This is a genomic window from Scardovia wiggsiae F0424, from assembly GCF_000269605.1.
GTDB classification, from domain to species: Bacteria; Actinomycetota; Actinomycetes; order Actinomycetales; family Bifidobacteriaceae; genus Scardovia; species Scardovia wiggsiae.
The window spans coordinates 607015-631584 of record NZ_AKCI01000001.1; the positions used below are offsets into that span (position 1 = coordinate 607015).

Below are 24570 nucleotides of genomic sequence, written 5' to 3' on the forward strand. Positions count from 1 at the left end.
TATATGCCGGATCAGGTACAGCCTCGCGGCTACGCAGCGGAAGGCCCTGCGGATACTCACCATCGTACAGTCCTGGTCTCTGCTTTTGAAGGATGGAATGATGCTGCCCAGGCCGCTACAGGGGCTCTCCGGCATCTTCTCAAGGCTCTGGAAATCGCGTCATACGAAGTGGGCCGCATCCGTTCCTCGTCTTTTTTTGATTACCGTTCGACACGTCCGGTCATCTGCTGTGTTGAGGGGAGGCGGCAGATACTCTGGCCTGAAGTTACTTTTTATACTGTTGACGTCAGCCCTTCCCTCACCCTGCTTATTGAGATCGGCCCGGAGCCCAGTTTCAGCTGGATAGAATTTTCCCAGCAGACCCTGCGCATCGCCGATGAGTACGATATCAATGAAGTCATCACCCTGGGGTCCATGTTCAACGATGTCCCCCATACCCGCCAGCTGCCTCTGTTCGAGGCGGATTCCGACGATGCAGCCTACGCAGAAGACTCATACAGCGGCCCGATAGGCATACCGTCAGTCCTTAATATTACTGCTGCTGAGCAGGGGTATAAAACCCTGAGCCTCTGGGTCAGCATCCCCCAGTATACGGGTACCGACAACTGTCCTGCGGGGATCCTTGCGCTTATCAGCAGGCTGGGCTCATATCTTAATGTTGAACTTCCCAAAGGGGACCTGCTGCACCGCACTCACGAATGGGCCCTGTCAGCAGATGCACTTCTGGCATATAATGATGACCTTAAAGAATATGTCCGCAGCCTGGAAAAAATCTCTGACAGGGAAGCTGCCGAGAACTCCATGGGCATACATGGGGATGATATCCCCCAGGGTCTTAAAGAACAGCTTGTCAACGAAGCGGAAGAATTCCTCAATTCCATCGATACAGATAACCGCGGGACTTCAGGCGTTCCGGGAAAACCCGAAAACTGAGATAAGGAGCATGGTCTGCATTACACTTGCAGATAGAAGGATACTTTATACTTCAGGAGCGGTTTGTCCGCCCTGCTGCCTGAAGGTCCATGATAATATCCATTTATAAGCACCGAGCTGCTGCAGGAGGATACAATGGCATCAATGATGATACACCGTAAGTCGCGGGGATTCGCGCCTGACGGATTTTTTGAATGTGAAGCAAAAGGCCTCCAATGGCTGGCAGAGGCGTCGGGCAAAGGCGGCCCACGGGTGGTCGCAGTGGATTCATGGGGGCGCGATTACCTTGATATTGAGCGCATACTGGCTTCTGCCCCTTCCAGCCAGGCTGCATTCAGTTTCGGGAAAGCCCTGGCGCATATGCACGACTGCGGTGCTGCAGCATGGGGGGCACCTCCTGCAGGGTATTCCGGGATATCGTATTTCGGGCCTCTCCAGGATCCTGTCCCTATGGATACCGGCAGCTGGAACACAGTTGCTGAATATCTTGCAGAGGGAAGGCTCCGGCCTATGGTCAGGATAGGCATGGAGCGCGGAGCCCTGGATTCCGGCGATATGGCCCTTACCGAACGCGTTATTGATGCCCTTCCGGATATCCTTGGTGCCGCTGCGGATGACAGTCCGGCCCGTGTACATGGCGACCTGTGGAGCGGGAATGTTATGTGGACATCAACAGCGGCCGACGGTTCAGCACTCCGGCAGGCGGAAGCAGTCCTTATTGATCCCGCTGCCCATGGAGGGCACCGTGAAGAGGATCTGTCCATGCTCCAGCTTTTCGGCATGAGCTACATGCAGGAGATCCTCGACGGATACCGCAGCGCCCATCCGCTGAAAGCAGGGTATGCAGGCAGGGTCACCCTGTGGCAGCTCTACCCTATTGCCGGGCATTGCGCCTTTTTTGGCGGCGGATACGTCAGCCAGTACCGGTCAATGTGCCGGAGCCTGCTTTCCTAGGAAACACCAGGCGCCGGGTTCGCGGGGTTTACGAGAACGCATGCTTCAGACGGTCAAAAAAGCCGCTCTGGTTCTGTTCAAGAGGGCGTGAACTCTGTTCAGGCACAAAATCATCATCCTTACGCTTCTGCGCGAACTCCTCAATAAGGCCTCGCTCCTGGTCATTCACCTTTTCAGGGATAGAGATGAGGATATGGACAACCACTTTCCCGCGCCTGGAATTATCCCGGATATCCATTACACCGAGGCCGTCAAGGGAAACAGAAGACCCTGGCTGCGACCCGGCGGGTATCTCCACTTCCTGGTCACCGTCAAAGGTCGATACCACCGCAGTATGGCCGAGCAGCGCCCACGTCATAGGGACTGTGATCCAGCAGTGCAGATCATTGCCCTGGCGTGTAAACTGCTTATCCTTTGCGATCGATACGTCAACATAAAGGCTTCCCGCCGGGCCTCCGCCCTCGCCGACTTCGCCCTGGCCGTTGAGCCGCAGGCGGGTATCATTTTCAATACCAGCAGGGATATTGACACCGACCGTACGGTTTGTACGGACACGCCCATGACCATGGCAGCGCCCGCAGGGATCCTCGATAACAGTACCATGCCCTTCACAGCGGGCACAGGGCTGGGAAGTTACCATCTGTCCGAGAAGGGTATGCCTGACGGACTGGACAGTACCGCTTCCGTGGCATTCGGGGCAGGTCACCGGTTCTGAGCCGCCGGCTGAGCCGGATCCTGAACAGTCAGGGCATACAGCATATGTCGGAACAGTGATATTCTGTACACCGCCGAACACCGCTGTCTTCAGATCAATTGATACGCTCGCAAGGGAATCCCGCCCCGGCTGGCTCCTTGGCACGGGCCCCCGGGAACGCGCACCTCCAAAAGCCCCTCCGAAAACCGTATTAAGGATATCGGAAACATCATCAAAACCCGCAGAGGATGCGCCATATGCGGAATCAGGGTTGAGCGGGTCAACGCCCTGGTCATACATGCGTCTTTTATCGTCGTCAGACAGTACCTCGTACGCCGTATTGACCTCTTTGAATTTCTCTTCAAATTCTGCACCTGCAATATCAGGATGGTACTTACGACTCAGTTTCCGGTAAGCTTTTTTGATCTCATCCTGTGATGCCGTGCGGTCAATGCCTAAGACCTCATAATAATCAGCCACAATTTACTCCTGAAAAATATAACTGCTACATTGTGCCACAACGCCTCTATTTTTGATCGTTCCCCATGAACCGGGTAAGATACTGCGCCACAGCCCTGACAGCAGATATCGTTATACGGTAATCCATATGGGTAGGGCCGATAGACCCGACAAACGCAATAGAATCGTTGTCAGACGGGCCTGCACTGTCAGTATCATGCCGTACCCCATAGCCTGATGTGACGACTGCCGTATGGAGGAGCCCCGGCATATGGGTCTCGGAACCGATAGCTATGCCGACCCCATCCATCCTGTTTGCCCGTGCCGCGGATGCAAGGTTATCCATAAGATGCATAACAACGATCTGTTCTTCAAGCGCATCAAGGAGGGCAGCAATATTCTCGACCTGTGAATTCCTCTCATGCGCAAGTTTTGAAGCCCCCGTAGTGTACAGGGAATGTGCCGCATCTGATGATGACACATCATCGAAAATATCTGCAATGCCTTCTATGCATCCTCTAGCAGCGTGCTGTGAAGCATCCGGGCTTTCTGCAGGGAACAGGCTTCCCATAAAAAGTTCCATATCCATAGACCGGATCCTGCGGCCTGCTTTCTGTATAGAACTGTTCCCGCATACATCATTGATCTGTGCCATAAGCCTTCTAAGGAAGTCCGGCTTATCTGCAAGAGGGCTGGAAAGGGTACGCTGCTCAATCCTTCCTGTATCGGTGATAATAACGACCAGGACTGCATTATGACTGACAGGAAGGAGCTCACAGTGCCTCAGGGCCGACCTGGTGATGGCAGGGGCTGCGACTACAGCAACCTGGCCGGTTATCCTGGCTAAAAGCTGTGCAGAGCGGTGCAGCACATCATCAACATTCACGGACCCTTTCAGGAATTCTTCGATAGCCCTGCGCTGCGGCTGCGACAGAGGGACGACAGACGACAGCTGGTCTACAAAATAACGGTACCCCTTTTCTGAGGGGATGCGGCCTGCAGAAGTATGCGGCTGGGTAAGGTACCCTTCCTCTTCAAGTACAGCCATATCGTTGCGGACTGTTGCCGGGCTTACATCAATACGGTGCCGTGATGCCACGCCCGACGAGCTCACAGGTTCCTGGGTGCGGATATAATCCTCCACCACTGCCTGCAATATTTTCATACGTCTGGTCTGTGTCATTGGGGCTCCTTATTTGTTACCATCATTTTTAGCACTCTTTGCACAGGAGTGCTAATCAGCAGCATGCGTTCAAGCTCTTAACGAAATATCGGCCGCGTAGAGGGAGGAAACCCCCGGGATCTGCCTGCAGACGGTTATTGCGCCCATAAAACCCATCTTGCAGTACCGATATGCCGCGCACAACACAGAGGGCTTAAACGTCTGTCATTATTTATAGTATGGAAGTGTCACAGGCGTGCAATCATATATGGGGCATGCCACCGCTAATTGGAAGGAAAGTTGATCAGCTATGGTCGATTTTGAATGGACTGAATTGGACGAACGGGCAGTAAAGCTTGCTAAAGTCCTTTCTGCAGATGCAGTTGAGAATGCCGGGCATGGCCACCCAGGGTCCCCTATTTCCCTTGCACCTATAGCCTATACGTTATATCAGAAGTTTATTAAGCATGATCCGAATGATCCACAGTGGGAAGGCCGCGACCGTTTCATCCTCTCCGGCGGGCATGCATCATTGACGCAGTATGTCCAGCTGTATTTCTCCGGATATGGCCTGACGCTTGATGACCTTAAGCATTTCCGCACAATGGACAGCATTACCCCAGGCCATCCCGAATACGGCCTGACACCAGGGATCGAAGTAACGACAGGCCCGCTCGGGCAGGGTGTTGCGACTGCTGTCGGTTTTGCATACGGGCAGCGTTTCCAGCGCAGCCTTCTTGACCCTGAGGCACCTGAAGGCACTTCCCCGTTCGACCATAAAGTATGGGTCATCTGCGGCGAAGGCGATGTTGAAGAGGGCGTTTCTTCAGAAGCCAGCTCCCTGGCAGGGAACCAGAAGCTGGGCAACCTGACAGTTATCTTTGATGCCAACCACATCCAGATCGAGGGCGACAGCAAGATCTCCTTCGCTGAAGATATCCTTGAACGCTACAGGGCTTACGGCTGGTACACCGACGAGTTCAGCTTCGTCCAGCCTGACGGTTCCTATAAGGAAGATACGGCAGGATTCGCAGAGGTCCTTGAAAGGGCTGAGAAAGTCACTGACCGTCCTAAGTTCATCAAAGTTGACACCCTGATGGCATGGCCAACCCCGGGCAAGACTAATAACGAGTCTGCCCACGGTTCCAAGCTGGGTCCTGAAGCCGTTGCCGGCCTGAAAGAGGTGCTTGGTTTCGATCCCGGGAAATCCTTCGAAGTCGATGAAGAAGCCCTTGCGCATGCGCGCAAAGTTGCTGACCGCGGGCTTGAGGCACATAAGGAATGGGATGAAAAGTTTGAAGAGTGGGCCAAGGCTAACCCCGATAAAGCTGCTCTCCATGACCGTATCCATGCAGGCAGGCTCCCCGAGGAATTCAACAGGGTTATCGATGACCTTGAGGCCACTTTTGAAGCGGGTTCTTCCGTGGCGACCCGCAAGGCATCCGGCGCAGTGATCAATGCCCTTGCATCTGTTATGCCTGAACTGTGGGGCGGTTCTGCTGACCTTGGCGGATCCAACAATACAGTTATCAAAGGCGCAGATTCCTTCGCCCCATCGGAGTTCGCTACTGCGACCTGGCCTAACGTGTCAGAAGGCGGCAGGATCCTCCACTTCGGCGTGCGCGAATTCGCCATGGGCGCAATCACCAACGGTATCCTCCTGGATTCCGATACCCGCCCATTCAACGGGACTTTCTTCCAGTTCGCAGATTATGAGCGTCCGGCCGTCCGTCTGGCTGCGCTTATGGATGTCCCTAATATTTATATCTGGACACATGATTCCGTTGCACTGGGCGAGGACGGGCCGACCCATCAGCCTATCGAGCATCTTACCGCCATGCGGGCCATCCCGCAGCTGGAAGTCGTCCGGCCTGCAGACCAGTACGAGACCGCTGAGGCCTACCGTTACACCTTTGAAAAGGGCAACACCCATCCAACTGCCCTGGTCCTCACACGCCAGGGTGTGCCTACCCTGACGCAGACCAGGGATAAGGCTAAGGAAGGTGTGCGTCACGGTGCTTATGCGCTGGTGGATACTGAAGGTACCCCTGATGTCATTATCATGGCCACAGGCTCTGAAGTACAGCATGCAGTTGCAGCAGCTGACACCCTGAAAGGCGAAGGGATCAATGCCCGTGTCGTATCCTTCCCGTCAATGGAGTGGTTCGAGCAGCAGGACGAGGATTATAAGGAGTCCGTCCTCCCATCCGATGTTGCTGCCCGCGTATCAGTCGAAGCAGGGCTCGCGATGCCGTGGTACAGGTATCTTGGTTCCTGCGGCAAAGCCGTCTCCATCGAACAGTTCGGCCTGCAGGGCGACGGACAGGAGAATATGAAGGCTCTGGGGATCACACCTGAGCACGTCGTTGATGCGGCAAAAGCTTCTATCGACGAAGCACGCCGGTAACTTCTAAAAAACTCTTCTCCTGCTACTAAAATTTAATATAACAGCAAACGGCAAGGCGGCTGTACAGTGTATACTGCCTTGCACAATTGCGGGGCGGTTTCCCTCTGGGGAAGCCGCCCAACTGCCCAATCACCATAAAGGAGTTATTAATGGCAGAAAATGCACATACCCAGAAGACCAGCGATTCCGGGGTCTCAATCTGGCTCGACGATTTGAGCCGTTCACGTATTGAATCCGGAAGCCTCCAGGATCTTATTGCTACCAAGAATGTAGTCGGCGTAACAACGAACCCCTCTATTTTTGCTAAAGCGCTTCATGAAGTGGGCCCTTATGACGGGCAGCTTAAGGAGCTTGGCAAGGTGGATGTAGAAGATGCGGTACGTGAACTTACTACAACTGATGTACGCAATGCTACAGATATTTTCCGCGAGATCGCCGAATCCACAGATTATGTGGATGGTCGTGTTTCTATTGAAGTTGACCCGCGTCTCGCCCATGAAACCCGGAAGACTGAGGAACAGGCTGAGCAGCTGTGGAAAAAGGTTGACCGCCCCAATGCCATGATCAAGATCCCTGCTACCCTTGAAGGCCTGCCTGCGATTACCGCTACGCTTGCAAAAGGCATCTCAGTGAACGTGACCCTGATCTTTTCTCTGGAACGTTACGAACAGGTCATTGACGCATTCATTGATGGTATTTCCCAGGCAGATGCCAATGGGCATGATCTCAGGCACATAGGCTCTGTTGCTTCCTTCTTTGTTTCCCGCGTTGATACGGCAGTAGACAAGCTCCTTGAGGAGAACGGCTCTGCTGAGGCTAAAGCCCTTGAAGGTAAGGCTGCTGTTGCTAATGCACGCCTCGCTTATGAACTCTTCGAAAAGAAGTTCTCTGAAGACCCGCGCTGGGCAGCGCTTGAGGCCAAGGGCGCAAGGCGCCAGCGTCCGCTGTGGGCATCAACGGGGACAAAGAACCCTGCATATTCACCATGCAAGTATGTGGATGAGCTCGTTGCTCCGGATGTAGTAAACACTATGCCTGAGAAAACCCTTAATGCCCTTGCTGAGCAGGGAGACGGGGCACCGACTATCGCAGGCACTTATGAAGAAAGCCACAGCATTATGGACCGGCTTGCAGCTCTCGGCATCAATATCAAGGATGTTACCGATAAGCTTGAGGCTGATGGTGTTGCGCAGTTTATCAATTCATGGGATTCTGTACTCGCTGATGTCCAGGCAGGGATCGACCGCGTCAACGGTTAGCCTTGTACCGGGTTGTTACCAAATAACCATGCAGTAATCACTGTATAGTAAATTCCCCCGCCCCTCCCAGGGCGGGGGAATTTTGTTTTACTGCATATAAAAACAGCCGGACTGCTCCGGCTGCAGAAATCAAAATTTTACGGCTAAATCAGCCGACATGGTATTTGGCCATAAAATCGAGGGCAATGATTAAAGCTACCCAAACAAGTGCAACAGTTACCGTAATACGGTTCAGGTTTTTCTCGGCGACACCTGAAGTACCGGCATTCTGAGTGATACCGCCGCCAAACATATCAGACAGGCCGCCGCCCTTGCCCTTATGCATAAGGATAAGCATAGTGAGCAGCAGGCTAAGAAGTACGACAATGACTTCAAGAGCGATTTTAAGAGTATGCATTCATAATCCTTTCGATATGTTCCTTAAGTAATATACACCACACACAGGAATACATACAGTGCCTTATAGCGCCTGTGATGCGCCCTCCACAGCAGCCGCGGGTATTGCCGTCAGCGCTTATGCACAGCCTTCTGGGTCAGACGTACAATCATAGAAAATTCTTCGGGATCCAGGGAGGCGCCGCCAACAAGGAACCCGTCAACATCATGCGCCTGGTCCATAAGGTCCATCGCATTCTGGGATGTTACCGACCCTCCATACAGGATTGGGATAGTATCAGCGGTTGCTTTACCATACACATGCCCGAAATGGTCCCTGATAGCATGAGCAGCATCCTGAGCGGTCTGCGGAGTAGCTACCAGGCCAGTCCCTATCGCCCATACAGGCTCATATGCAATAAGCATCTGTTCAGCTTCTTCCTTGCCCAGGTCACGGGTGACATCATCGACCTGTCCGACGGCATAATTCAGCTCAATGCCCCGCCGGCGCTCAGTAAGCCCCTCCCCGACGCACAGGATAGGCTGCATCCCTGCCGCCAGCACGGCACGTATCTGGTCAACAAGGTTGGCATCATCATCGGGATGGTATTTGCGCCGTTCAGAATGCCCTACAATAACATATTTGCAGCCGAGCTGCGCGAGCATATCTGCTGACACGTCACCTGTAAAAGCCCCCTGGGATGTTACAGAGACAGTCTGCGCGCCGTACCGGATCTTCAGATGGTCTGCTTCAACAAGTACCTGGACACTGCGTATGGAAGTAAAAGGGGGCGTGATGACAACTGTGCAGGAGGAATAATCGAAATGCGCATCCCGCAGAAGCCACGCCAACTTCTGAACGAAGTATGTTGCCTCTATATGGTCAAAATTCATCTTCCAGTTGCCTGCGACTACTGGTGTACGCATATACATCCCATCTACAAATCAAAACTGCAACAGCTGCTGTCCCGGTACAGGCCTGTCTGCCGTCTGTACTATCAGTGCCCGGCAGACAGGCCTTTCTTTTCATCCGGGCAGGACGGATCCGTCCTGCCCGGTACCGTATTAATCCAGGACGCTTAAACCAGGGAGCGTTTTCCCTTCAAGGAACTCCAGGGAGGCGCCGCCGCCTGTCGAGATATGGGAGAAACCATTTTCATCAAATCCCAGTCGGCGTACTGCAGCAGCTGAATCACCGCCGCCAACAATGGTGAAAGCCCCGTTGCGCGTAGCATCTATAAGGCCCTGGGCAACAGCTGCTGTCCCTTTGGCGAATTCGGGGAATTCAAACACGCCCATAGGCCCGTTCCAGACTACCGTCTTAGAGTCCACGATCTTATCATGGAAAAGCTTCTGCGACTGCGGGCCGATATCCAGCCCCATCTTATCGGCAGGGATGGCATCAGCGCTGACAGCCTCATACGGTGAGTCCGCTGCGAAGGTATCTGCAGCAAGGATATCCACAGGAAGCACGATCTCGACACCGTTCTTCTGTGCTGTATCAAGATATTCTTTTGCCTGGGGGACCATATCTTCCTCAAGCAAAGATGTACCTGTCTCATAGCCAAGGGCCTTGAGGAAGGTGAAAACCATTCCTCCGCCGATGATAAGACGGTCAGCCTTATCGAGGAGATTGGAGATGACACCGAGCTTGTCGGAGACTTTAGAACCGCCAAGGACTACAGTAAACGGCCTTTCAGGATTATCTGTAGCTTTGGACAGGGCAGCTACTTCCTTTTCTACAAGAAGGCCCGCTGCTGATGGAAGATCGGCTGCTACGTCATAATCAGAGCCCTGTGCCCTGTGGACGACACCAAAACCATCGGAAACAAAAACATCCCCAAGCTGCGCGATCTTCCGTGCATAAGCTGCGCGCTCATCTGCATCTTTGCTTGTTTCTTCAGGGTTGAAACGCACGTTTTCAAGGAGGACTACATCACCGTCTTCCATGGAATCAACTTTTGCGCGGGCATCCTCGCCATATGTATCATGGGCGAGTGTTACCGGTACGCCAAGAAGCTCGCTGAGCCGTGCAGCCACAGGCGCCAGAGAGAGCCCGGGGACTGCCTGCCCCTTGGGACGCCCAAGATGCGCCATAATAATGACCTTTGCGCCATCGCTGCGCAGTTCATTGATAGTCGGGAGCGCTGCACGGATACGGCCATCATCAGTGATCGTAGTACCGTCAAGCGGAACGTTGAAATCAGCGCGGACAAGGACCCGCTTGCCTTTAAGATCTCCAAGATCCTTAAGTGTCTTCATAATATCCTTTCTTATGATGACATATGAAAAAAGAGATACGCTTTACTGATACCTCTTTTCGCTTTAGTGACCTACTTATTCTAACTCAGGGAGTGCCTATTCACAGCATCAGTCCTGATCAGCTGATGCCCGCTGTTTCTCGACTTTCGCCGACAGCTGCAGCAGTCTGCGGATACGCCCGGCAATAGCATCTTTGGTGATAGGCGGGTCAGCGAGGCGTCCCAGCTCTTCAAGGCTTGCTTCACGGTGGTCAAGGCGGAGCTGCCCCGCAGCACGCAGGTTTTCAGGGATATCATTGCCGAGTACTTCAAAAGCGTGGATAACCTTTTCGCTTGCTTCGACAGCCGCTTTAGCACTGCGGCGCATATTGGCATCATCAAAATTGGCAAGCCTGTTGGCCTTGCCGCGTATCTCGCTTTCGCTGCGCTTGCCGCTCCATTCGCGGGCAGTGCCTGCTGCTCCCATAAGGATAAGCATGCGTTCAATAACATCGGAATCACGCAGGGTAACGCGCAAAGAACTCATAACTTTGCGTTTTGAAACAGAAATACCCAGTCGGCGTGCCATATATATGAGCGCCTCCGCAGCTTCAATGCCCGGGCAGACTATTTCAAGGTACGGCGGCCTGCCCGGCTCGGAAAGTACGCCCCGGGAAAGGAAAGCGCCCCTCCACGCAGCTTTGACCTGTGCTATGTTGCCCTGGACGACCTCTTCAGGAAGCCCTCTTACAGGGCGCCGGCGGCGGTCAAGCATACCTGACTGGAGGGCCAGAGCCCCTCCATCGTGGAAGACCCGTACTGAATACCAGTTCACCGTTCCGCGGGGAAGGTCACGGGTCGTCTGGACGAGCTCTGTTTCATGCCCATAAACAGTCTTAACCGTATTCTGCAGCCAGCGAGCGGCCTGAAGATTCGAGAACTGGGTAATAACGACTATATGCTTCTGAAAGGTACGAAGCCCTCCCCCAAAACGGATCATGGCGGAAGCCTGAGCCTTTTTAATGCTTGCTGCCCCATCAGTAATGGCAGCTAACTCATCTTTGACCTCGTCGACTAATGCCACGAGCCCTCCTTGGTCATTTCCTGTTTCCCTGTGCAGCGCGACACGCTCAACACGCCCTAGGACACGCCATCTTCACGGTACTATCGGTTAAAACAAACTCTGCTATTGTAGCGTTACCACCTGAACAAATTTATGAGGACCTTTTCTGGCCGCCTGCAGTGGTCCCTGCGTCCTGATCCTTCCGGTCAAGTTCACGGGCTGATACTGTTACATTCAGGCTGTGTTTCCTCAAACGCCGTGCTATTTCTTCACTCATGGCTACAGACCTGTGCTGCCCTCCGGTGCAGCCCACCCCAATAGTTACAAAGTGCTTATCCTCACGGGAGTACCCTTCAATGGCAATAAGCAGGGCAGAAACATAATTATCCAGGAATTCCTGCGCGCCTTCACTGTGCAGGACGTATTCGCTTACCGGGGTATCATTGCCGTTGAGGTTCCGCAGTTCCGGAACCCAGAAAGGATTGGGGAGGAACCGCACGTCAGCAATAAAATCGGCATCAGTAGGGACCCCGTGCTTAAACCCGAAACTGAAAATGTGGACATTGACAGTAGACGCACCTTTGCCTACAAGATTCTCATAAATATGCGTAGACAGCTGGTGGATGCTCAGCCCTGTAGTATCTATAACGATATCAGAACGTTCTTTAAGCGCTGAGAGAAGGTCGCGTTCCTCCCGGATGCCGTCTATGAGCCGTCCGCCGTTCTGCAGCGGGTGGGGCCTGCGCACGCTTTCATACCGTTTGATAAGCTCATCATCAGAAGCATCCAGGAACAGTATCCGCGTTTTAACGCCCAAATCATCCAAATGGCTGATGACTTCAGCCAGGTCATCAAAATAATCACGCGACCGCACATCAATAACAGCAGCAAGCTTATGGAAACCCGACTCTGAGCTCGTCATCATATCAACCATCGGTATGAGGAATTTTGGCGGCATATTATCTACTACATACCAGCCAATATCTTCAACGCTGTCAGCAGCGTGAGTACGCCCGGCACCGGACATCCCTGTAATAAGGAGGACCTCAAAAATATCTTTCGGGCCAGGCCTCTGTTTTTCTGTCATATCATCCATCTCCCGCGTGAAAACCGGTAGTACTCAGCATAACGTCTCCCCCTCTACAAACCCCTTTCCTCACCTATGCCTTTTCCTGCGAAGCATGCACAGCAGAATAGACCGCCTCGGCCTTCTTTGCGCCGAGCCCCCTGACTTCCCGGATCTGTTCAATACTTGCAGCGCGTATCGCCTTAACGGAGCCGAAATGCGCCAGCAGCTTCTTCTGGAAAGTTTCCCCAATACCATCCGCATTGTCAAGGATCGAAGTGAGCAGGCCCTTGCTGCGCTTTTTGCGATGGTATGCGATAGCAAAGCGGTGGGATTCATCCCTCACCCTCTGCATAAGGTACATCCCTTCACTCTGACGTTTCATAATGACCGGATACCTGTCATCGGGAAGCCATATCTCTTCAAGCTTTTTAGCGAGGCCGCAGACAGCAACATCAGAAACATTAAGATCTTCCAGGGCGCGGGCCGCCGCATTGGCCTGCGGCTTTCCCCCATCAACGACAATAAGGTTGGGTGTATACGCGAAATGGCGCCTGTCAGTATCCTGCTGGACTGCATCAGCCGGATCCTGGATATCCCCTGCAGCCTGAGCCTCAGTACCCTTTGCAGGAAGGCTCTTCTGCCCGGCGTCCGCGCGCCCGGCCTGCTGACCGGTATCGGCAGGGATATCGGGAATATTCCCATTCCCCTGCGGCTCCTGCGTTCTGCGGGCACTTTCGATGCGCTTCATCTCTTCTATGCTCTGCCCGCTGTCACCTGCAATATTGCCGTGTCTGAAACGGCGGGTAAGGGTCTCATAAATCGCACTGGTATCATCAGCGGCGCCCTGCCCGTCCTTGCCGCGGATAGCGAAATGCCTGTATTCTTTCTTGCGGGCGATCCCGTCTTCAAAAACGACCATGGAAGCGACCTGGCACCCCCCTCCGGAAGCATTGGATATATCGTAGCATTCGATCCGCAGGGGCGCCTCTTTAAGCCCAAGTGCTTCAGCAATCTCATTAAGGGCCTGGGTCCGCATCCCCATATCAGTCATACGGCTTGATTTGACCCTCATAAGGGTCTGCTGCGCGTTCGTATTCGCGCGTTCCATAAGGGCGCGTTTCTCACCCCGCGATGCAACACGTACGCTTACCGCTGATCCCCGTATACCCGACAGCCATGCTTCAAGCTCGTCTTTGCGTGAGGGGAGCACGGGGACGACCACTTCACGCGGTACCGGCGATATCGGGGAAAGGAGGTCATCACGCCCAGTCTCTTCCTGCCTGCTGCGCCTCTTCCTGGTCACCTGTGCACGGGAAACAGCATCCTTCGCTGTAACCTGCTGGCTTGGGGCGAGGGCATCCCTGCTGCGGGAAACCGCAATAGAAACGCCTTCCTGCCTGCGGCTCTCCTCTGCCAGATCAGAATATACCTGCGGTATAAGGTCAGAGACTAACTGGCTGTCGTCAACATCTTCGACCCGTTCAACGCTCCAGCTCCGCTCGCCCCGTATCGTCCCCGCCCTGACGAAAAAGCAGTGGACGCTGGCTTCCAGCTCATCAGAAGCCAGCCCGAAAATATCTGCGTCCACACTGTCGTCCAGGACTACTGAATTCTGCTCCAGTACGGAAGACAGAGCGGTGATCTGGTCCCTCAGCTTGGCAGCAGCTTCAAAATCAAGTTCAGCGCTCGCTGACTGCATTTTCCCGGTAAGCTGCCTGGCATAAGCTTTGCCCAATTTCCCGGTAAGTATCCCTATCACCTGTTCACACAGCTGCCTGTGGTCCTGCGGCGATATCCACCCTACGCACGGCGCGGAGCATTTGCCTATATAGGCCAGCAGACACGGCCTGCCTGTTACCTGGGCTTTATGGAACACGGACGGCGTGCAGGTACGGACAGGGTAAGCATGCAGCAGGGAATCCAGGGTCTTCCTCATATTCCATACTTTTGCGTAAGGGCCGAAATACCTGGTGCCCCTGCGGTTCCTGTTACGGGTTACCCAGATGCGCGGTATCTCTTCGTTAACAGAGATAGCCAGATACGGATACGTTTTATCATCTCTGAAAACAACATTGAACCGCGGGTCGAACTCCTTGATCCACGTATATTCGAGTGTCAGGGATTCCAGTTCAGTCCCTACAACCGTCCATTCAAGGCTCCGCGCTGTGAGGACCATTGACTGCGTCCGCGGATGGAGGTTCTCCAGAGGCTGGAAATAATTGCTCAGCCGGCTGCGCAGGTTTTTTGCTTTCCCCACATAGATGACCCTGCCATCAGCATCCCTCCACTTGTAAACTCCCGGCTGCGCAGGGATATCAGAAGCCTTGGGGCGGAAAAGGTCACGGCTGTCCCCCAGGAGAGGGGCGCCGTTGGAGTTAGTCCCCGGGGAAGTACCGCCAGTCTTTCTAAAGTCGCTCATGTGCCCTGGTGCCTGTCCTTAATGCTTTGTACTCAGCATATCTTTAAGGTACTTCCCTGTCCAGCTGTTTTCATCCTCAGCAACGTGCTCGGGGGTACCCTGCGCAACAACAGTACCGCCGCCGTCCCCTCCTTCCGGTCCCAGATCAATGATCCAGTCTGCGCTTTTGATGACATCCAGGTTATGCTCAATAACGATAACGGTATTGCCTTTATCGACAAGCCCCTGCAGAACAGACAGCAGCTTATTGACATCATCGAAATGGAGTCCTGTAGTCGGCTCATCCAGGATATATACAGTACGTCCGTCAGACCGCTTCTGCAGTTCTGTAGCAAGCTTCACACGCTGGCTTTCCCCTCCGGACAGTGTCGGGGCAGGCTGTCCGAGACGGATATAGCCAAGTCCTACATCGACCAGGGTATCAAGATACCTTGCGATCCCCGGATACGCTTTGAAGAAATCAGCGGCCTGTTCAATGGGCATATCAAGGATATCCGCCACAGTCTTCCCGTTATAGGTGACTTCCAGCGTTTCCCTGTTGTACCGTTTGCCATGGCATACTTCACAATCCACATAGACATCGGGAAGGAAATTCATTTCGATTTTCAGGGTGCCGTCGCCATGGCATGCTTCGCATCGCCCGCCTTTGACATTGAAAGAGAATCTGCCGGGGCCATATCCGCGCACCTGGGCCTCAGGTGTCTTGGCAAAAAGCTGGCGTATCTTATCCCATACACCGGTATATGTGGCCGGATTCGAACGCGGTGTGCGGCCAATAGGGTTCTGGTCCACGTGGATGACTTTCCTCACCTGTTCAAGCCCTTCCACTCTGGTATGCCTGCCGGGGACGATGCGCGCACCGTTAAGCTTATCAGCCAGCACCGGGTACAGTATCTGATTGACCAGTGTGGATTTCCCGGATCCTGATACGCCTGTGACTGCTGTCATAACGCCAAGGGGGAAGTCTACGGTGATATCCTGCAGGTTATTCTGGCGCGCCCCTACTACCCGCAGCTTTTTTGTTTTGTATGTATGGCGCCGTTTCCCCGGAACCGCAATAGACCTCCGTCCGCTGATGTAGTCGCCGGTAATGGAGCGCTCGGCCCTGTGCAGCCCTGCAGCTTCGCCTGAATATACTACTTCCCCGCCGTGTTCGCCGGCTCCGGGGCCAATATCGACAAGCCAGTCAGCTGTTTCTATGGTTTCCTGGTCATGCTCGACGACTATCAGGGTATTGCCCAGATCACGCAGATTATGCAAGGTATGGATCAGCCGCTCATTATCGCGCTGATGGAGCCCGATAGACGGCTCATCCAGGACATACATGACCCCCACCAGGCCTGAGCCTATCTGCGTAGCCAGGCGTATGCGCTGGGCTTCGCCCCCTGAGAGGGTGGCGGCCGCACGCGACATAGTCAGGTAATTAAGCCCCACATCATTGAGAAAAGCAAGCCGTGCACGGATCTCTTTCAATACTTCTGCAGCAATACGCGCGGCAGCACCTTCAAGGCGGAGGTGCTCCATCCACATGGCGCACTGCGATACAGGCATGTCGCACAGGTCAATGATCGACTGCCCCCTGACAGTCACAGCCAGCACTTCGGGTTTGAGCCTCCTGCCATGGCATACTGCACAGGGGACTTCACGCATATACGATTCATAATACTGCTTCATCATTGCGGAGTCAGTCTCATCATGCCGGCGCATCAGCGCCCGGACTACGCCTTCAAAGCCAGTCGAGTATTCGCGGGTGCGGCCCCATCTGTTGCGGTAGGAGACTTTTACCTTGAAATTATGCCCGTAAAGCACAGCTTCACGCACCGTATCAGGAAGGTCCTTCCACGGTGTATCCATAGAAAAACCAAGCTCATCAGCCAGGCCGTCCAGCAGATGCCCGTAATACTGCGACTGCGTCTTTGACATGCTCCATGGCTCAACAGCACCCTCCCCTAGCGATTTCTCCGTATCAGGGATAACAAGTTCAGGGTCTATTTCAAGCTTGTAGCCGATGCCTGTACACTCAGGGCACGCGCCGTATGGCGCATTGAAGGAAAAAGTCCTGGGCTCGATCTCGTCAAGCTCAAGTTCATGGCCGTTAGGGCAGCTGCGCTTTTCAGAAAAAGGCTGCCTGCGGGAAGGGTCCTTTTCATCTTTATCGACATAATCAATAACAATGATCCCGCTGCCCAGGCGCAGGGCGGTCTCCACGGAGTCGGTCAGCCGCTGGCGTATCCCCTCTTTGACCACCAGACGGTCCACTACGACTTCAATAGTATGCTTTTTCTGCCGTGCAAGGCTGATATCCTCAGACAGCTCATGGAGCTGCCCGTCGATGATCGCACGGGCATAGCCGTCTGAACGCAGGGTCTCCATGACTTCAACGAATTCGCCTTTCCTTCCGCGTGCCACTGGGGAAAGTATCTGGAAACGGGTCCGTTCAGGAAGCTTCATCAGCGTATCGACGATCTGCTGGGGGGTCTGGGCTGTCACTTCCTCCCCGCATACAGGGCAGTGGGGTATGCCCACACGCGCGTACAGGAGCCTCAGGTAATCATATATTTCCGTGATCGTCCCGACGGTTGAACGCGGATTCCTGTTGGTCGTCTTCTGGTCGATCGATACTGCCGGGCTCAGGCCTTCAATAAAATCGACATCAGGCTTGTCCATCTGCCCCAGGAACTGGCGCGCATAGGCGGACAGCGATTCTACATAACGCCGCTGCCCTTCAGCGAAAAGGGTATCGAAAGCGAGGGAAGACTTGCCGGAGCCTGACAGCCCTGTAAATACGACCATGCGGTTGCGCGGTATTGCCAGGTCAACATTCTTCAGGTTATGCTCGCGGGCACCCTGGATCACGATTTTCTGATCACTGGGAAGATCATCAAGAGTCTGGACGATTGCATTGTCCGCAACCCGCAGGCTACGGGAAGTATGCTCAGCAGCAGCCATAAAACCTCGCGTCTATATCAGCTTTACACATATACAACAAGAAGATGATAGCACGGTAATCGAACATCCGTTCGATATCCGACAACCCGGAAACCGCGTCCCCCGTCAGATAATTCAGATAATACTGCCTGTTCTTGGACATGCATCCTCCCCTTAAGCATTTTTATGCTGCAGGCGTCCCTGTATGTTTGACCGGACATTTACAATGAAAAGCTGTACGGTCACACAAGTTACGGGATAGGACTGTTATGACGATTGAGGCGCATGGCCTGGAGATCCGCATAGGCGCAAGGCTTTTGCTGGCCCCTACAGATTTTACCGTATCCAAAGGTGACCGTATCGGCCTTGTGGGACGTAACGGCGCCGGCAAAACCACCCTGACGCGTGTTATCACGGGGGAAGCCCTGCCGTCATCCGGGACGGTCCGCACCACGGGGAAACTGGGCTACCTCCCCCAGGACACCCACGCGGCAGACCAGGGACAGTCAGCACTGGACCGCATAATGAGCGCGCGTAATATCTCTTCTATCATTTCACGGCTGCGCAAAGCAGAAAACGATATGACCGATCCTGCGCTGATGGAAAAGGCTATGCGCAGATATGACACAGCAATGCAGGATTTTGAGAATGCAGGCGGATACGCGGCACAGTCCGATGCAATAGTTATGGCAGAAAGCCTGGGCATACCGCAGGATATCCTCAAGAATCCGCTCGGCAACCTGTCCGGCGGGCAGCGCAGGCGTATCGAACTGGCCCGCATCCTTTTCTCCGATGCGGATACGCTTATCCTGGACGAACCGACGAACCATCTTGATGCCGATTCCATTGAATGGCTTCAGAAGTACCTGGCTTCATACGATAAGGGACTTCTGGTGATTTCCCATTCGACCGAGCTTTTAGGCGAGACCGTCAATAAAATATGGCATCTTGATGCTTTAACAGCACATATCGATATGTATTCGATGGGATGGCAGGCATACCTCCACCAGCGGGCTGTTGACGAGGAAAGGCGGAGACGCGAACGCGAGGTCGCTCAGAAGAAAGCCGACCGGCTGATGAAGCAGGGGATCCGCCTCCACGCGAAAGCCACAAAAGCCGTTGCCGCACAGAATATGATGCGCAGGGCGGAAAAGCTGCTGGAGGGAACACAGGGAGAATCACAGCGGGAAAAAGTTGCCGATATCCGCTTCCCTACCCCTCAGCCCTGCGGGAGGACGCCTATCATGGCTAAAGATATCTCCAAGGCGTACGGATCGAATATCGTATTCGCAGGAATCAGCCTTGCTATCGACAAAGGCTCCCGCGTCGTGATCCTTGGATATAACGGTGCAGGAAAAACTACGACACTGCGTATACTCGCCTCTGAGGATACCCCCGATACAGGTGAAGTCGAATACGGGCATGGCGCAAAGATAGGCTATTTTGCGCAGGAACACGATACCCTGGATACAGGCGCCACAGTACTGGAAAATCTCCAGCATGTCGCTCCGGACCTTGATGACACGCATGTCCGGTCTATCCTGGGCAGTTTCCTCTTTTCTGGCGATGACGTCTTCAAACCGGCCGCCGTGCTGTCGGGCGGGGAAAAGACCCGTCTGGCGCTCGCAACGCTGGTAACGAGCGGAGCCAATGTGCTGCTCCTGGATGAGCCGACGAATAACCTTGACCCGGCAAGCCGTGATGAGATACTTAAAGCTATTGCCAAATATGAGGGTGCTATCGTCCTTGTGACCCATGACGAGGGGGCGGTCAAAGCCCTGGACCCCGAACGGGTGCTCCTCCTGCCCGATGGCGATGAGGATTTATGGGATGACGGGTATCTTGACCTTGTAGCTGAGGAGTAACAGCATTCTGCAAGTGCTGCCGTCCCCCTGCCGTCCCATATGGCGAGACGGCATGCGATATAAATCGATCTTCTGTATTCGGATATTGGTATAAATATTTGTTATGACATTACTGCAGTTAAAATATGTTGTCAAAATCGTCGAATGCGGGTCAATGAATGAGGCTTCAAAAGAGCTCTATATCTCCCAGCCCGCATTGAGTTCGGCAATAAAAGAGCTCGAGAAAGAGATGAATATCGAGATTTTTACCCGTTCGCCCCAGGGGATATCTCTGACGGTTGACGGGCAGGAATTCATCAGGTACGCGCATCAGGTCCTTGACCAGACAGCGCTCCTCGAAAGCCGGTACAAGCATACGATACCCCGCAGGCAGCTGTGCCATGTGGCAACCCAGCATTATATGTTTGCTATTGAAGCATTTGTGGAAATGATCCGCGAAACACAGGCCGATGAATACGAATTTGCCATCCGTGAGATGCGCACTCGGGATATCATCAATTCCGTAGCCAATATGCAGTCAGAGATCGGCATTCTGTATACGTCAGATTTCAACCGTGATGTCATCAGCAAGCTCTTAAGGGAAAAGCACCTGGAATTCCACCCCCTGTTCACCGCCTCCCTCCATGTATACCTTTCACGGAAGAACCCCCTGGCTTCAAAGGAGGTGGTAACTTTGCAGGACCTCGAACCGTACCCCTTCCTCCAGTACGACCAGGGCGAAGAGGGGAGCTTCTACTTTTACGAAGAGGCTATATGGCCCAAATATTCGCGTAAAAAGATCAATGTCAGCGACCGGGCCACGATTTTCAATTTTATCGTCGGCCTGAACGGATATACCATCTGCACCGGTATTAATAATGAGGACCTCGACAGCGAAAAGATCATAGCTGTACCGCTGGATTCGCCTGAAACCATGCTTTTGGGATGGATCGGGAATGAAAGGGCGAACCTGTCCCGGGCAGCCGAATACTATCTGTCCAAGCTGAAAGATGTTGTATCCTCCCACGGGCATACGCTTATCTAGTATCTAGCTTTGAGCTGCAGGCACCGCCGGCTGCCTGCCTATACGTCAGGCACCGTATTTATCCAGATACTGCAGGGCCTGCCCATAAAGGTTGCTGTCCAGTACAGGTGTGCCATCCGGACCGGTAAGGGATCTGGCAGAATCAAGTATCTGCCGTATCGTTGCGATTGCAATAACCGGGAAACCGAACTCCCTGCTGACTGACTGCACGGCAGACATGTCCGAGCCGCTTGTCTTTTCCATGCGGTCAACGCTGAGGACAAGGCCGGCTATCTGTACATCCGCAGTACCTTTAAGTTTGGGGATAACTTCCCGGATCGCCGTCCCTGCGGTCATCACATCATCAACCAGCAGGACCTTCATGCCGTCTTTGAGCTGCGTGCCGACAAACAGGCCGCCGTCACCATGGTCTTTAGCCTCTTTCCTGTCAAAGGTATACCCAACAGCATTACCGTCGCCCGATAATGCCATTGCCGTAGATACGGCCAGCGGTATGCCTTTATACGCAGGGCCAAAAACAGTATCAAAGCTGCAGCTGATGGTGCCGCTGCTTACAGCATTCCTGACTGCGGCAGCATAAAAACCTCCCAGTTCTGCTATTTTCCCGCCATCGTTGAACGATCCTGCATTGATGAAATACGGGGAGACACGGCCGGATTTCAAGGTAAATTCGCCAAAACTGAGGGCACGGCAATCCAAAAGGAAGCGCGTGAATTCCCTGCCCAGGCTGCCGCTGTCGGGTCTGCTCTGCCCGCCGCAGGCATAGGATGCTGTACTGCCGGAATTATGTGAGTGACTTATACTGTCCATGTTTCCCCTTTCGCCAGAGCGTCTGAAAGCCCATGGCGCTCATCCAGTTTTTTATCAAGGTCAGCTGCTATACGCAGAGGAGCTACAGGGTCAAGGAGCGCGGCTGAACCGACCTCAACGGCATTCGCACCTGCATACAGGAATTCCAGGGCGTCATCAGCATTCGAGATGCCGCCGATCCCTATGATCGGCATCGTAGGGAGCGCCTGCCTGACTTTATATACAAATGCCAGGGCCATGGGATGGATAGCAGGTCCGGACACGCCTCCTGTGATATTGGCGATTATCGGTTTCCCTGTGTCCACGTTGATCCTCATGCCTACGAATGTATTGATCATGCTCAGGGCATCAGCGCCGTTATCGGCAGCTGCCCTGGCCACAACAGTGATATCCGTAATATTGGGGGTGAGCTTGATGATCATCGGTTTGCCTGTCAAGGGACGGAGCTTTTTCATCAGCCGTTCAAGTGCCGCAGGATCGCTCCCTACAGCCATTCCCCCGGCAGATACATTAGGGCAGCTGACATTAATCTCAAGCATATCAGCCTGGCTGTCAGCAAGCTTTTCAACGACCCGGCAGTAGTCATCGTCACTATGGCCGGCAACATTAGTGATAACAGTTGCTCCCAGGTGCTTGAGTCGAGGCAGCTCATCCCTGAGGTATACATCTACTCCGGGGTTCTGCAGACCGACAGCATTAACGCTGCCTGCAGCAGCCTCCGCTGTCCTGGGGACCGGATTGCCCTGCCACGGTACGGGCGAAACACCTTTAGTCGTTACTGAGCCAAGCTGCGAAACATCATAGAACCGTCCGCATGCATCAAGGTTGAATGTGCCGGAGGCTGTACCTACCGGGTTTTTCCATGGGACCCCCGCAACGACCGTGCCATGTTTCCACTGATGGATACAGGACTGTGCCGTTGAATACGCATCGCTGCTCCCCTGGATGCCGCTGCAGGCACTTTTACGGATGCCGCGCCCGGTTATATCCGCCATTACCATTATCTGTCCCCTTCCTTTCCCCGGCCCCATACCAGCTCTTCTGCGGAGAAAACCGGGCCGTCAAGGCATACTTTCCTGTATCCTGTAACGGTCGGGGCAACGCACGCAAAGCATGCGCCGTACCCGCATCCCATACGTTCTTCCAGGCTGAACTGCGCCGGCATGCCATGTGCAGCTGCCCAGCGGTGCACAGCCCGCATCATGGCTTCGGGCCCGCAGCATAAGATTTCAGCTGAACCACCTTCACTGCTGCCGGTAAAGTGCCTTTTCCCCTGGTCCCATCGGTCAAGCAGCGTTATGACGTTGCCTTCAGCATTGGTGATGGAATATGCAGTATCAGCGTATATGCCGATAATGCTGTCAGCAAAGCGGGTATCCCTATACCCGAAAAGGGCTGTAGTCCGGACCCCCTGCATATCAGCGATTTTCTGCGCCGCATAGATAAGCGGCGGTATGCCGAGCCCTCCCCCGACAAGGAGATATTCCCTGTTATCTTCAATGGAATAGGGCTTGCCGAGGGGGCCGAGGATATCAACATAATCCCCCGCCTCAAGGCTGCTGATCTCCGCTGTACCGCCCCCAACAACAGCAAATATGAAACTCACCGTATCGCCATCGGTCCCGCACACCCCGAGCGGGCGGGGGAACAGTTTCTGCCCGTCATGCGTATATACATTGACAAACTGCCCGGCAGCACTGTTGCGGGCGGCGTATCCGTCCCTGATACTGAGGCTGAAAACCCCCTCAGCCAGCTCCTCTTTACGCACTACCGGCACACTTCTGCGCGACGGGAGGAACCCATGCATATGCTCAAGCCAGGCGCTGGCCTCAGGCTCAGCAGCAGCCGTCCTGGTACTGGTAAAACCTGTTGCCGCCATTATGACCCTTTCTTCTGATGGTTATGGGATACCGCGGTATGCGCCTCCATGCTGCCGGGCTTCAGCGATCCGATGATATCAGCCCGCATTGCTGCTGCGGCACGGTGCGCACTGGCTGCGGCACAGTCCAGCGCCTGGCCCCTGGTAAGGGACGGCGAATACTGCGGATCTTTTTTCCATGCGGCAATAATACCTCGGGATGAGTTGATAACGGCACCAGTCCCGTCAGCATTGAACAGGGCCGCCGCGTCAGCTGCAGTACCGCCCTGCACACCGTATCCGGGGACGAGGAACATCGTATGCGGCATCCGGCTGCGGAATCCGGCGGCATCCTGTATATGTGTCGCCCCCACTACCGCCCCGACGCGGGAATATCCGGAAGCCCCGCAGTGCTCTTCACCCCACTGTGCTATCAGCCCTGCTACATACATGCCGACTGTAGCCGGCCCCTGCACGATGCGGGCATCCGCAGTGCCGGCAGCCTCCTTTGCATCCTTTATATCCAAATCCTGCAGCTGGGCGCTGGAAGGGTTGGATGTTCTGCACAGGACGAATATATCTTTATCATTCCTTTCGGCTGCCTCAATAAACGGCCTGATACCGTCAATGCCAAGGTACGGGTTAACGGTTACAGCATCTTCGTGCCATACGTCAGCCCCCTGGCCTGATATTCCCGGGATACCTGACAGGTGCGCCGCATAAGCCTGGGCGGTGCTCCCAATATCCCCCCGCTTGATGTCACCTATCACATAAAGGCCCCGCTCCTGCGCATACCGTGTTGTGCGGCAGTACGCACTGATTCCCGCCGGCCCGAGGGCTTCGTACATGGCTATCTGGGGTTTGACCGCAGGAACGATATCGCTGACGGCATCAATAATAACCCTGCTGAAATCCGCATATGCCTCTGCAAGGCTTTCTGCAGAAGATACATCTTCAAGCACCTGCCGCGGGATAACTTCAGGCCGCGGATCCAGCCCTACAACGCAGGGGCTGTGCATCTTTTCTATAGCTGTAGCCAGTCTGTCCATAA

19 protein-coding genes are annotated in these 24570 nt (G+C 54.1%); 6 read left to right on the forward strand and 13 right to left on the reverse strand.

The window, feature by feature from the left end; translation table 11 throughout:
- The first annotated feature begins 3 nt into the window (after nucleotides 1-3).
- Nucleotides 4-933: a PAC2 family protein gene (locus HMPREF9156_RS0102765; RefSeq protein ID WP_007147276.1), complete on the forward strand. Its 930-nt coding sequence runs from the start codon at nucleotides 4-6 to the stop codon at nucleotides 931-933.
- A 135-nt stretch (nucleotides 934-1068) separates the two neighbouring features.
- Nucleotides 1069-1887: a fructosamine kinase family protein gene (locus HMPREF9156_RS0102770; protein ID WP_007147277.1), complete on the forward strand. Its 819-nt coding sequence runs from the start codon at nucleotides 1069-1071 to the stop codon at nucleotides 1885-1887.
- A 28-nt stretch (nucleotides 1888-1915) separates the two neighbouring features.
- Here the strand turns inward: HMPREF9156_RS0102770 and dnaJ are convergent, their stop codons facing one another.
- Entirely contained in the window at nucleotides 1916-3061 is a 1146-nt protein-coding gene (gene dnaJ, locus HMPREF9156_RS0102775) for a molecular chaperone DnaJ (protein WP_007147278.1), read from the reverse strand.
- Between the two features lie 46 nt (nucleotides 3062-3107).
- A complete protein-coding gene (hrcA, locus tag HMPREF9156_RS0102780; protein ID WP_007147279.1) occupies nucleotides 3108-4223 on the reverse strand; it encodes a heat-inducible transcriptional repressor HrcA in 1116 nt (371 codons plus the stop codon).
- Between the two features lie 289 nt (nucleotides 4224-4512).
- On the opposite strand from hrcA, the gene tkt reads away from it, so the two are divergent.
- Both tkt and tal read left to right on the forward strand, forming a co-directional pair.
- Nucleotides 4513-6609 (forward strand): transketolase, encoded by a 2097-nt coding sequence (tkt, locus tag HMPREF9156_RS0102785; protein ID WP_007147280.1) that lies wholly within the window; start codon nucleotides 4513-4515, stop codon nucleotides 6607-6609.
- A gap of 149 nt (nucleotides 6610-6758) precedes the next feature.
- A complete protein-coding gene (tal, locus tag HMPREF9156_RS0102790; RefSeq protein WP_007147281.1) occupies nucleotides 6759-7868 on the forward strand; it encodes a transaldolase in 1110 nt (369 codons plus the stop codon).
- Nucleotides 7869-8016: 148 nt separating this feature from the next.
- Here tal and secG read toward each other — a convergent pair whose 3' ends face one another.
- The 7 genes from secG to uvrA form a co-directional block, all read right to left on the reverse strand.
- Complete coding sequence (gene secG, locus HMPREF9156_RS0102795; protein ID WP_007147282.1) at nucleotides 8017-8265, reverse strand: preprotein translocase subunit SecG; 249 nt, start codon at nucleotides 8263-8265, stop codon at nucleotides 8017-8019.
- A 110-nt stretch (nucleotides 8266-8375) separates the two neighbouring features.
- On the reverse strand, nucleotides 8376-9176 hold the full coding sequence (tpiA, locus tag HMPREF9156_RS0102800; RefSeq protein WP_017147429.1) for a triose-phosphate isomerase: 801 nt from the start codon (nucleotides 9174-9176) through the stop codon (nucleotides 8376-8378).
- A gap of 132 nt (nucleotides 9177-9308) precedes the next feature.
- On the reverse strand, nucleotides 9309-10505 hold the full coding sequence (locus HMPREF9156_RS0102805) for a phosphoglycerate kinase (protein ID WP_007147284.1): 1197 nt from the start codon (nucleotides 10503-10505) through the stop codon (nucleotides 9309-9311).
- Nucleotides 10506-10613: 108 nt separating this feature from the next.
- Nucleotides 10614-11567 carry a DNA-binding protein WhiA gene (whiA, locus tag HMPREF9156_RS0102810; protein WP_007147285.1) on the reverse strand — a complete coding sequence of 318 codons (954 nt, stop codon included), beginning with the start codon at nucleotides 11565-11567 and terminating at the stop codon, nucleotides 10614-10616.
- A gap of 130 nt (nucleotides 11568-11697) precedes the next feature.
- Nucleotides 11698-12642 (reverse strand): RNase adapter RapZ, encoded by a 945-nt coding sequence (rapZ, locus tag HMPREF9156_RS0102815; RefSeq protein ID WP_017147430.1) that lies wholly within the window; start codon nucleotides 12640-12642, stop codon nucleotides 11698-11700.
- Nucleotides 12643-12706: 64 nt separating this feature from the next.
- The gene (gene uvrC / locus HMPREF9156_RS0102820) at nucleotides 12707-15034 is read right to left on the reverse strand and encodes an excinuclease ABC subunit UvrC (protein WP_007147287.1); all 2328 of its coding nucleotides are present in this window, start codon (nucleotides 15032-15034) and stop codon (nucleotides 12707-12709) included.
- An 18-nt stretch (nucleotides 15035-15052) separates the two neighbouring features.
- Complete coding sequence (gene uvrA / locus HMPREF9156_RS0102825; protein ID WP_007147288.1) at nucleotides 15053-17983, reverse strand: excinuclease ABC subunit UvrA; 2931 nt, start codon at nucleotides 17981-17983, stop codon at nucleotides 15053-15055.
- Nucleotides 17984-18231: 248 nt separating this feature from the next.
- Between uvrA and HMPREF9156_RS0102835 the strand changes: the two genes are divergently transcribed.
- Together HMPREF9156_RS0102835 and HMPREF9156_RS0102840 are read left to right on the forward strand one after the other, a co-directional pair.
- Nucleotides 18232-19827 carry an ABC-F family ATP-binding cassette domain-containing protein gene (locus HMPREF9156_RS0102835; protein ID WP_007147290.1) on the forward strand — a complete coding sequence of 532 codons (1596 nt, stop codon included), beginning with the start codon at nucleotides 18232-18234 and terminating at the stop codon, nucleotides 19825-19827.
- Between the two features lie 103 nt (nucleotides 19828-19930).
- Nucleotides 19931-20851 carry a LysR family transcriptional regulator gene (locus HMPREF9156_RS0102840; protein ID WP_007147291.1) on the forward strand — a complete coding sequence of 307 codons (921 nt, stop codon included), beginning with the start codon at nucleotides 19931-19933 and terminating at the stop codon, nucleotides 20849-20851.
- Between the two features lie 45 nt (nucleotides 20852-20896).
- Here the strand turns inward: HMPREF9156_RS0102840 and pyrE are convergent, their stop codons facing one another.
- From pyrE to pyrF, 4 genes are read right to left on the reverse strand one after another with little or no spacing between them, the layout of a single operon-like run.
- Entirely contained in the window at nucleotides 20897-21661 is a 765-nt protein-coding gene (gene pyrE, locus HMPREF9156_RS0102845) for an orotate phosphoribosyltransferase (RefSeq protein ID WP_007147292.1), read from the reverse strand.
- Nucleotides 21649-22662, reverse strand: coding sequence for a dihydroorotate dehydrogenase (locus tag HMPREF9156_RS0102850; RefSeq protein ID WP_007147293.1), 1014 nt, complete (start codon nucleotides 22660-22662; stop codon nucleotides 21649-21651). Before HMPREF9156_RS0102850 ends, pyrE begins: the two co-directional genes overlap by 13 nt.
- On the reverse strand, nucleotides 22662-23540 hold the full coding sequence (locus tag HMPREF9156_RS0102855) for a dihydroorotate dehydrogenase electron transfer subunit (protein WP_007147294.1): 879 nt from the start codon (nucleotides 23538-23540) through the stop codon (nucleotides 22662-22664). The genes HMPREF9156_RS0102850 and HMPREF9156_RS0102855 overlap by 1 nt, the downstream gene beginning before the upstream one ends.
- Nucleotides 23540-24568 carry an orotidine-5'-phosphate decarboxylase gene (gene pyrF / locus HMPREF9156_RS0102860; RefSeq protein ID WP_007147295.1) on the reverse strand — a complete coding sequence of 343 codons (1029 nt, stop codon included), beginning with the start codon at nucleotides 24566-24568 and terminating at the stop codon, nucleotides 23540-23542. Before pyrF ends, HMPREF9156_RS0102855 begins: the two co-directional genes overlap by 1 nt.
- Nucleotides 24569-24570 lie beyond the last annotated feature (2 nt).

Coding starts and splice junctions, on each gene's coding strand:
- HMPREF9156_RS0102765 (WP_007147276.1), top strand. CDS start 4: ATGCCGGATCAGGTACAGCCTCGCGGCTACGCAGCGGAAGGCCCTGCG.
- HMPREF9156_RS0102770 (WP_007147277.1), top strand. CDS start 1,069: ATGGCATCAATGATGATACACCGTAAGTCGCGGGGATTCGCGCCTGAC.
- hrcA (WP_007147279.1), bottom strand. CDS start 4,223: ATGACACAGACCAGACGTATGAAAATATTGCAGGCAGTGGTGGAGGAT.
- tkt (WP_007147280.1), top strand. CDS start 4,513: ATGGTCGATTTTGAATGGACTGAATTGGACGAACGGGCAGTAAAGCTT.
- tal (WP_007147281.1), top strand. CDS start 6,759: ATGGCAGAAAATGCACATACCCAGAAGACCAGCGATTCCGGGGTCTCA.
- secG (WP_007147282.1), bottom strand. CDS start 8,265: ATGCATACTCTTAAAATCGCTCTTGAAGTCATTGTCGTACTTCTTAGC.
- tpiA (WP_017147429.1), bottom strand. CDS start 9,176: ATGTATATGCGTACACCAGTAGTCGCAGGCAACTGGAAGATGAATTTT.
- HMPREF9156_RS0102805 (WP_007147284.1), bottom strand. CDS start 10,505: ATGAAGACACTTAAGGATCTTGGAGATCTTAAAGGCAAGCGGGTCCTT.
- rapZ (WP_017147430.1), bottom strand. CDS start 12,642: ATGGATGATATGACAGAAAAACAGAGGCCTGGCCCGAAAGATATTTTT.
- uvrC (WP_007147287.1), bottom strand. CDS start 15,034: ATGAGCGACTTTAGAAAGACTGGCGGTACTTCCCCGGGGACTAACTCC.
- uvrA (WP_007147288.1), bottom strand. CDS start 17,983: ATGGCTGCTGCTGAGCATACTTCCCGTAGCCTGCGGGTTGCGGACAAT.
- HMPREF9156_RS0102835 (WP_007147290.1), top strand. CDS start 18,232: ATGACGATTGAGGCGCATGGCCTGGAGATCCGCATAGGCGCAAGGCTT.
- HMPREF9156_RS0102840 (WP_007147291.1), top strand. CDS start 19,931: ATGACATTACTGCAGTTAAAATATGTTGTCAAAATCGTCGAATGCGGG.
- pyrE (WP_007147292.1), bottom strand. CDS start 21,661: ATGGACAGTATAAGTCACTCACATAATTCCGGCAGTACAGCATCCTAT.
- HMPREF9156_RS0102850 (WP_007147293.1), bottom strand. CDS start 22,662: ATGGTAATGGCGGATATAACCGGGCGCGGCATCCGTAAAAGTGCCTGC.
- HMPREF9156_RS0102855 (WP_007147294.1), bottom strand. CDS start 23,540: ATGGCGGCAACAGGTTTTACCAGTACCAGGACGGCTGCTGCTGAGCCT.
- pyrF (WP_007147295.1), bottom strand. CDS start 24,568: ATGGACAGACTGGCTACAGCTATAGAAAAGATGCACAGCCCCTGCGTT.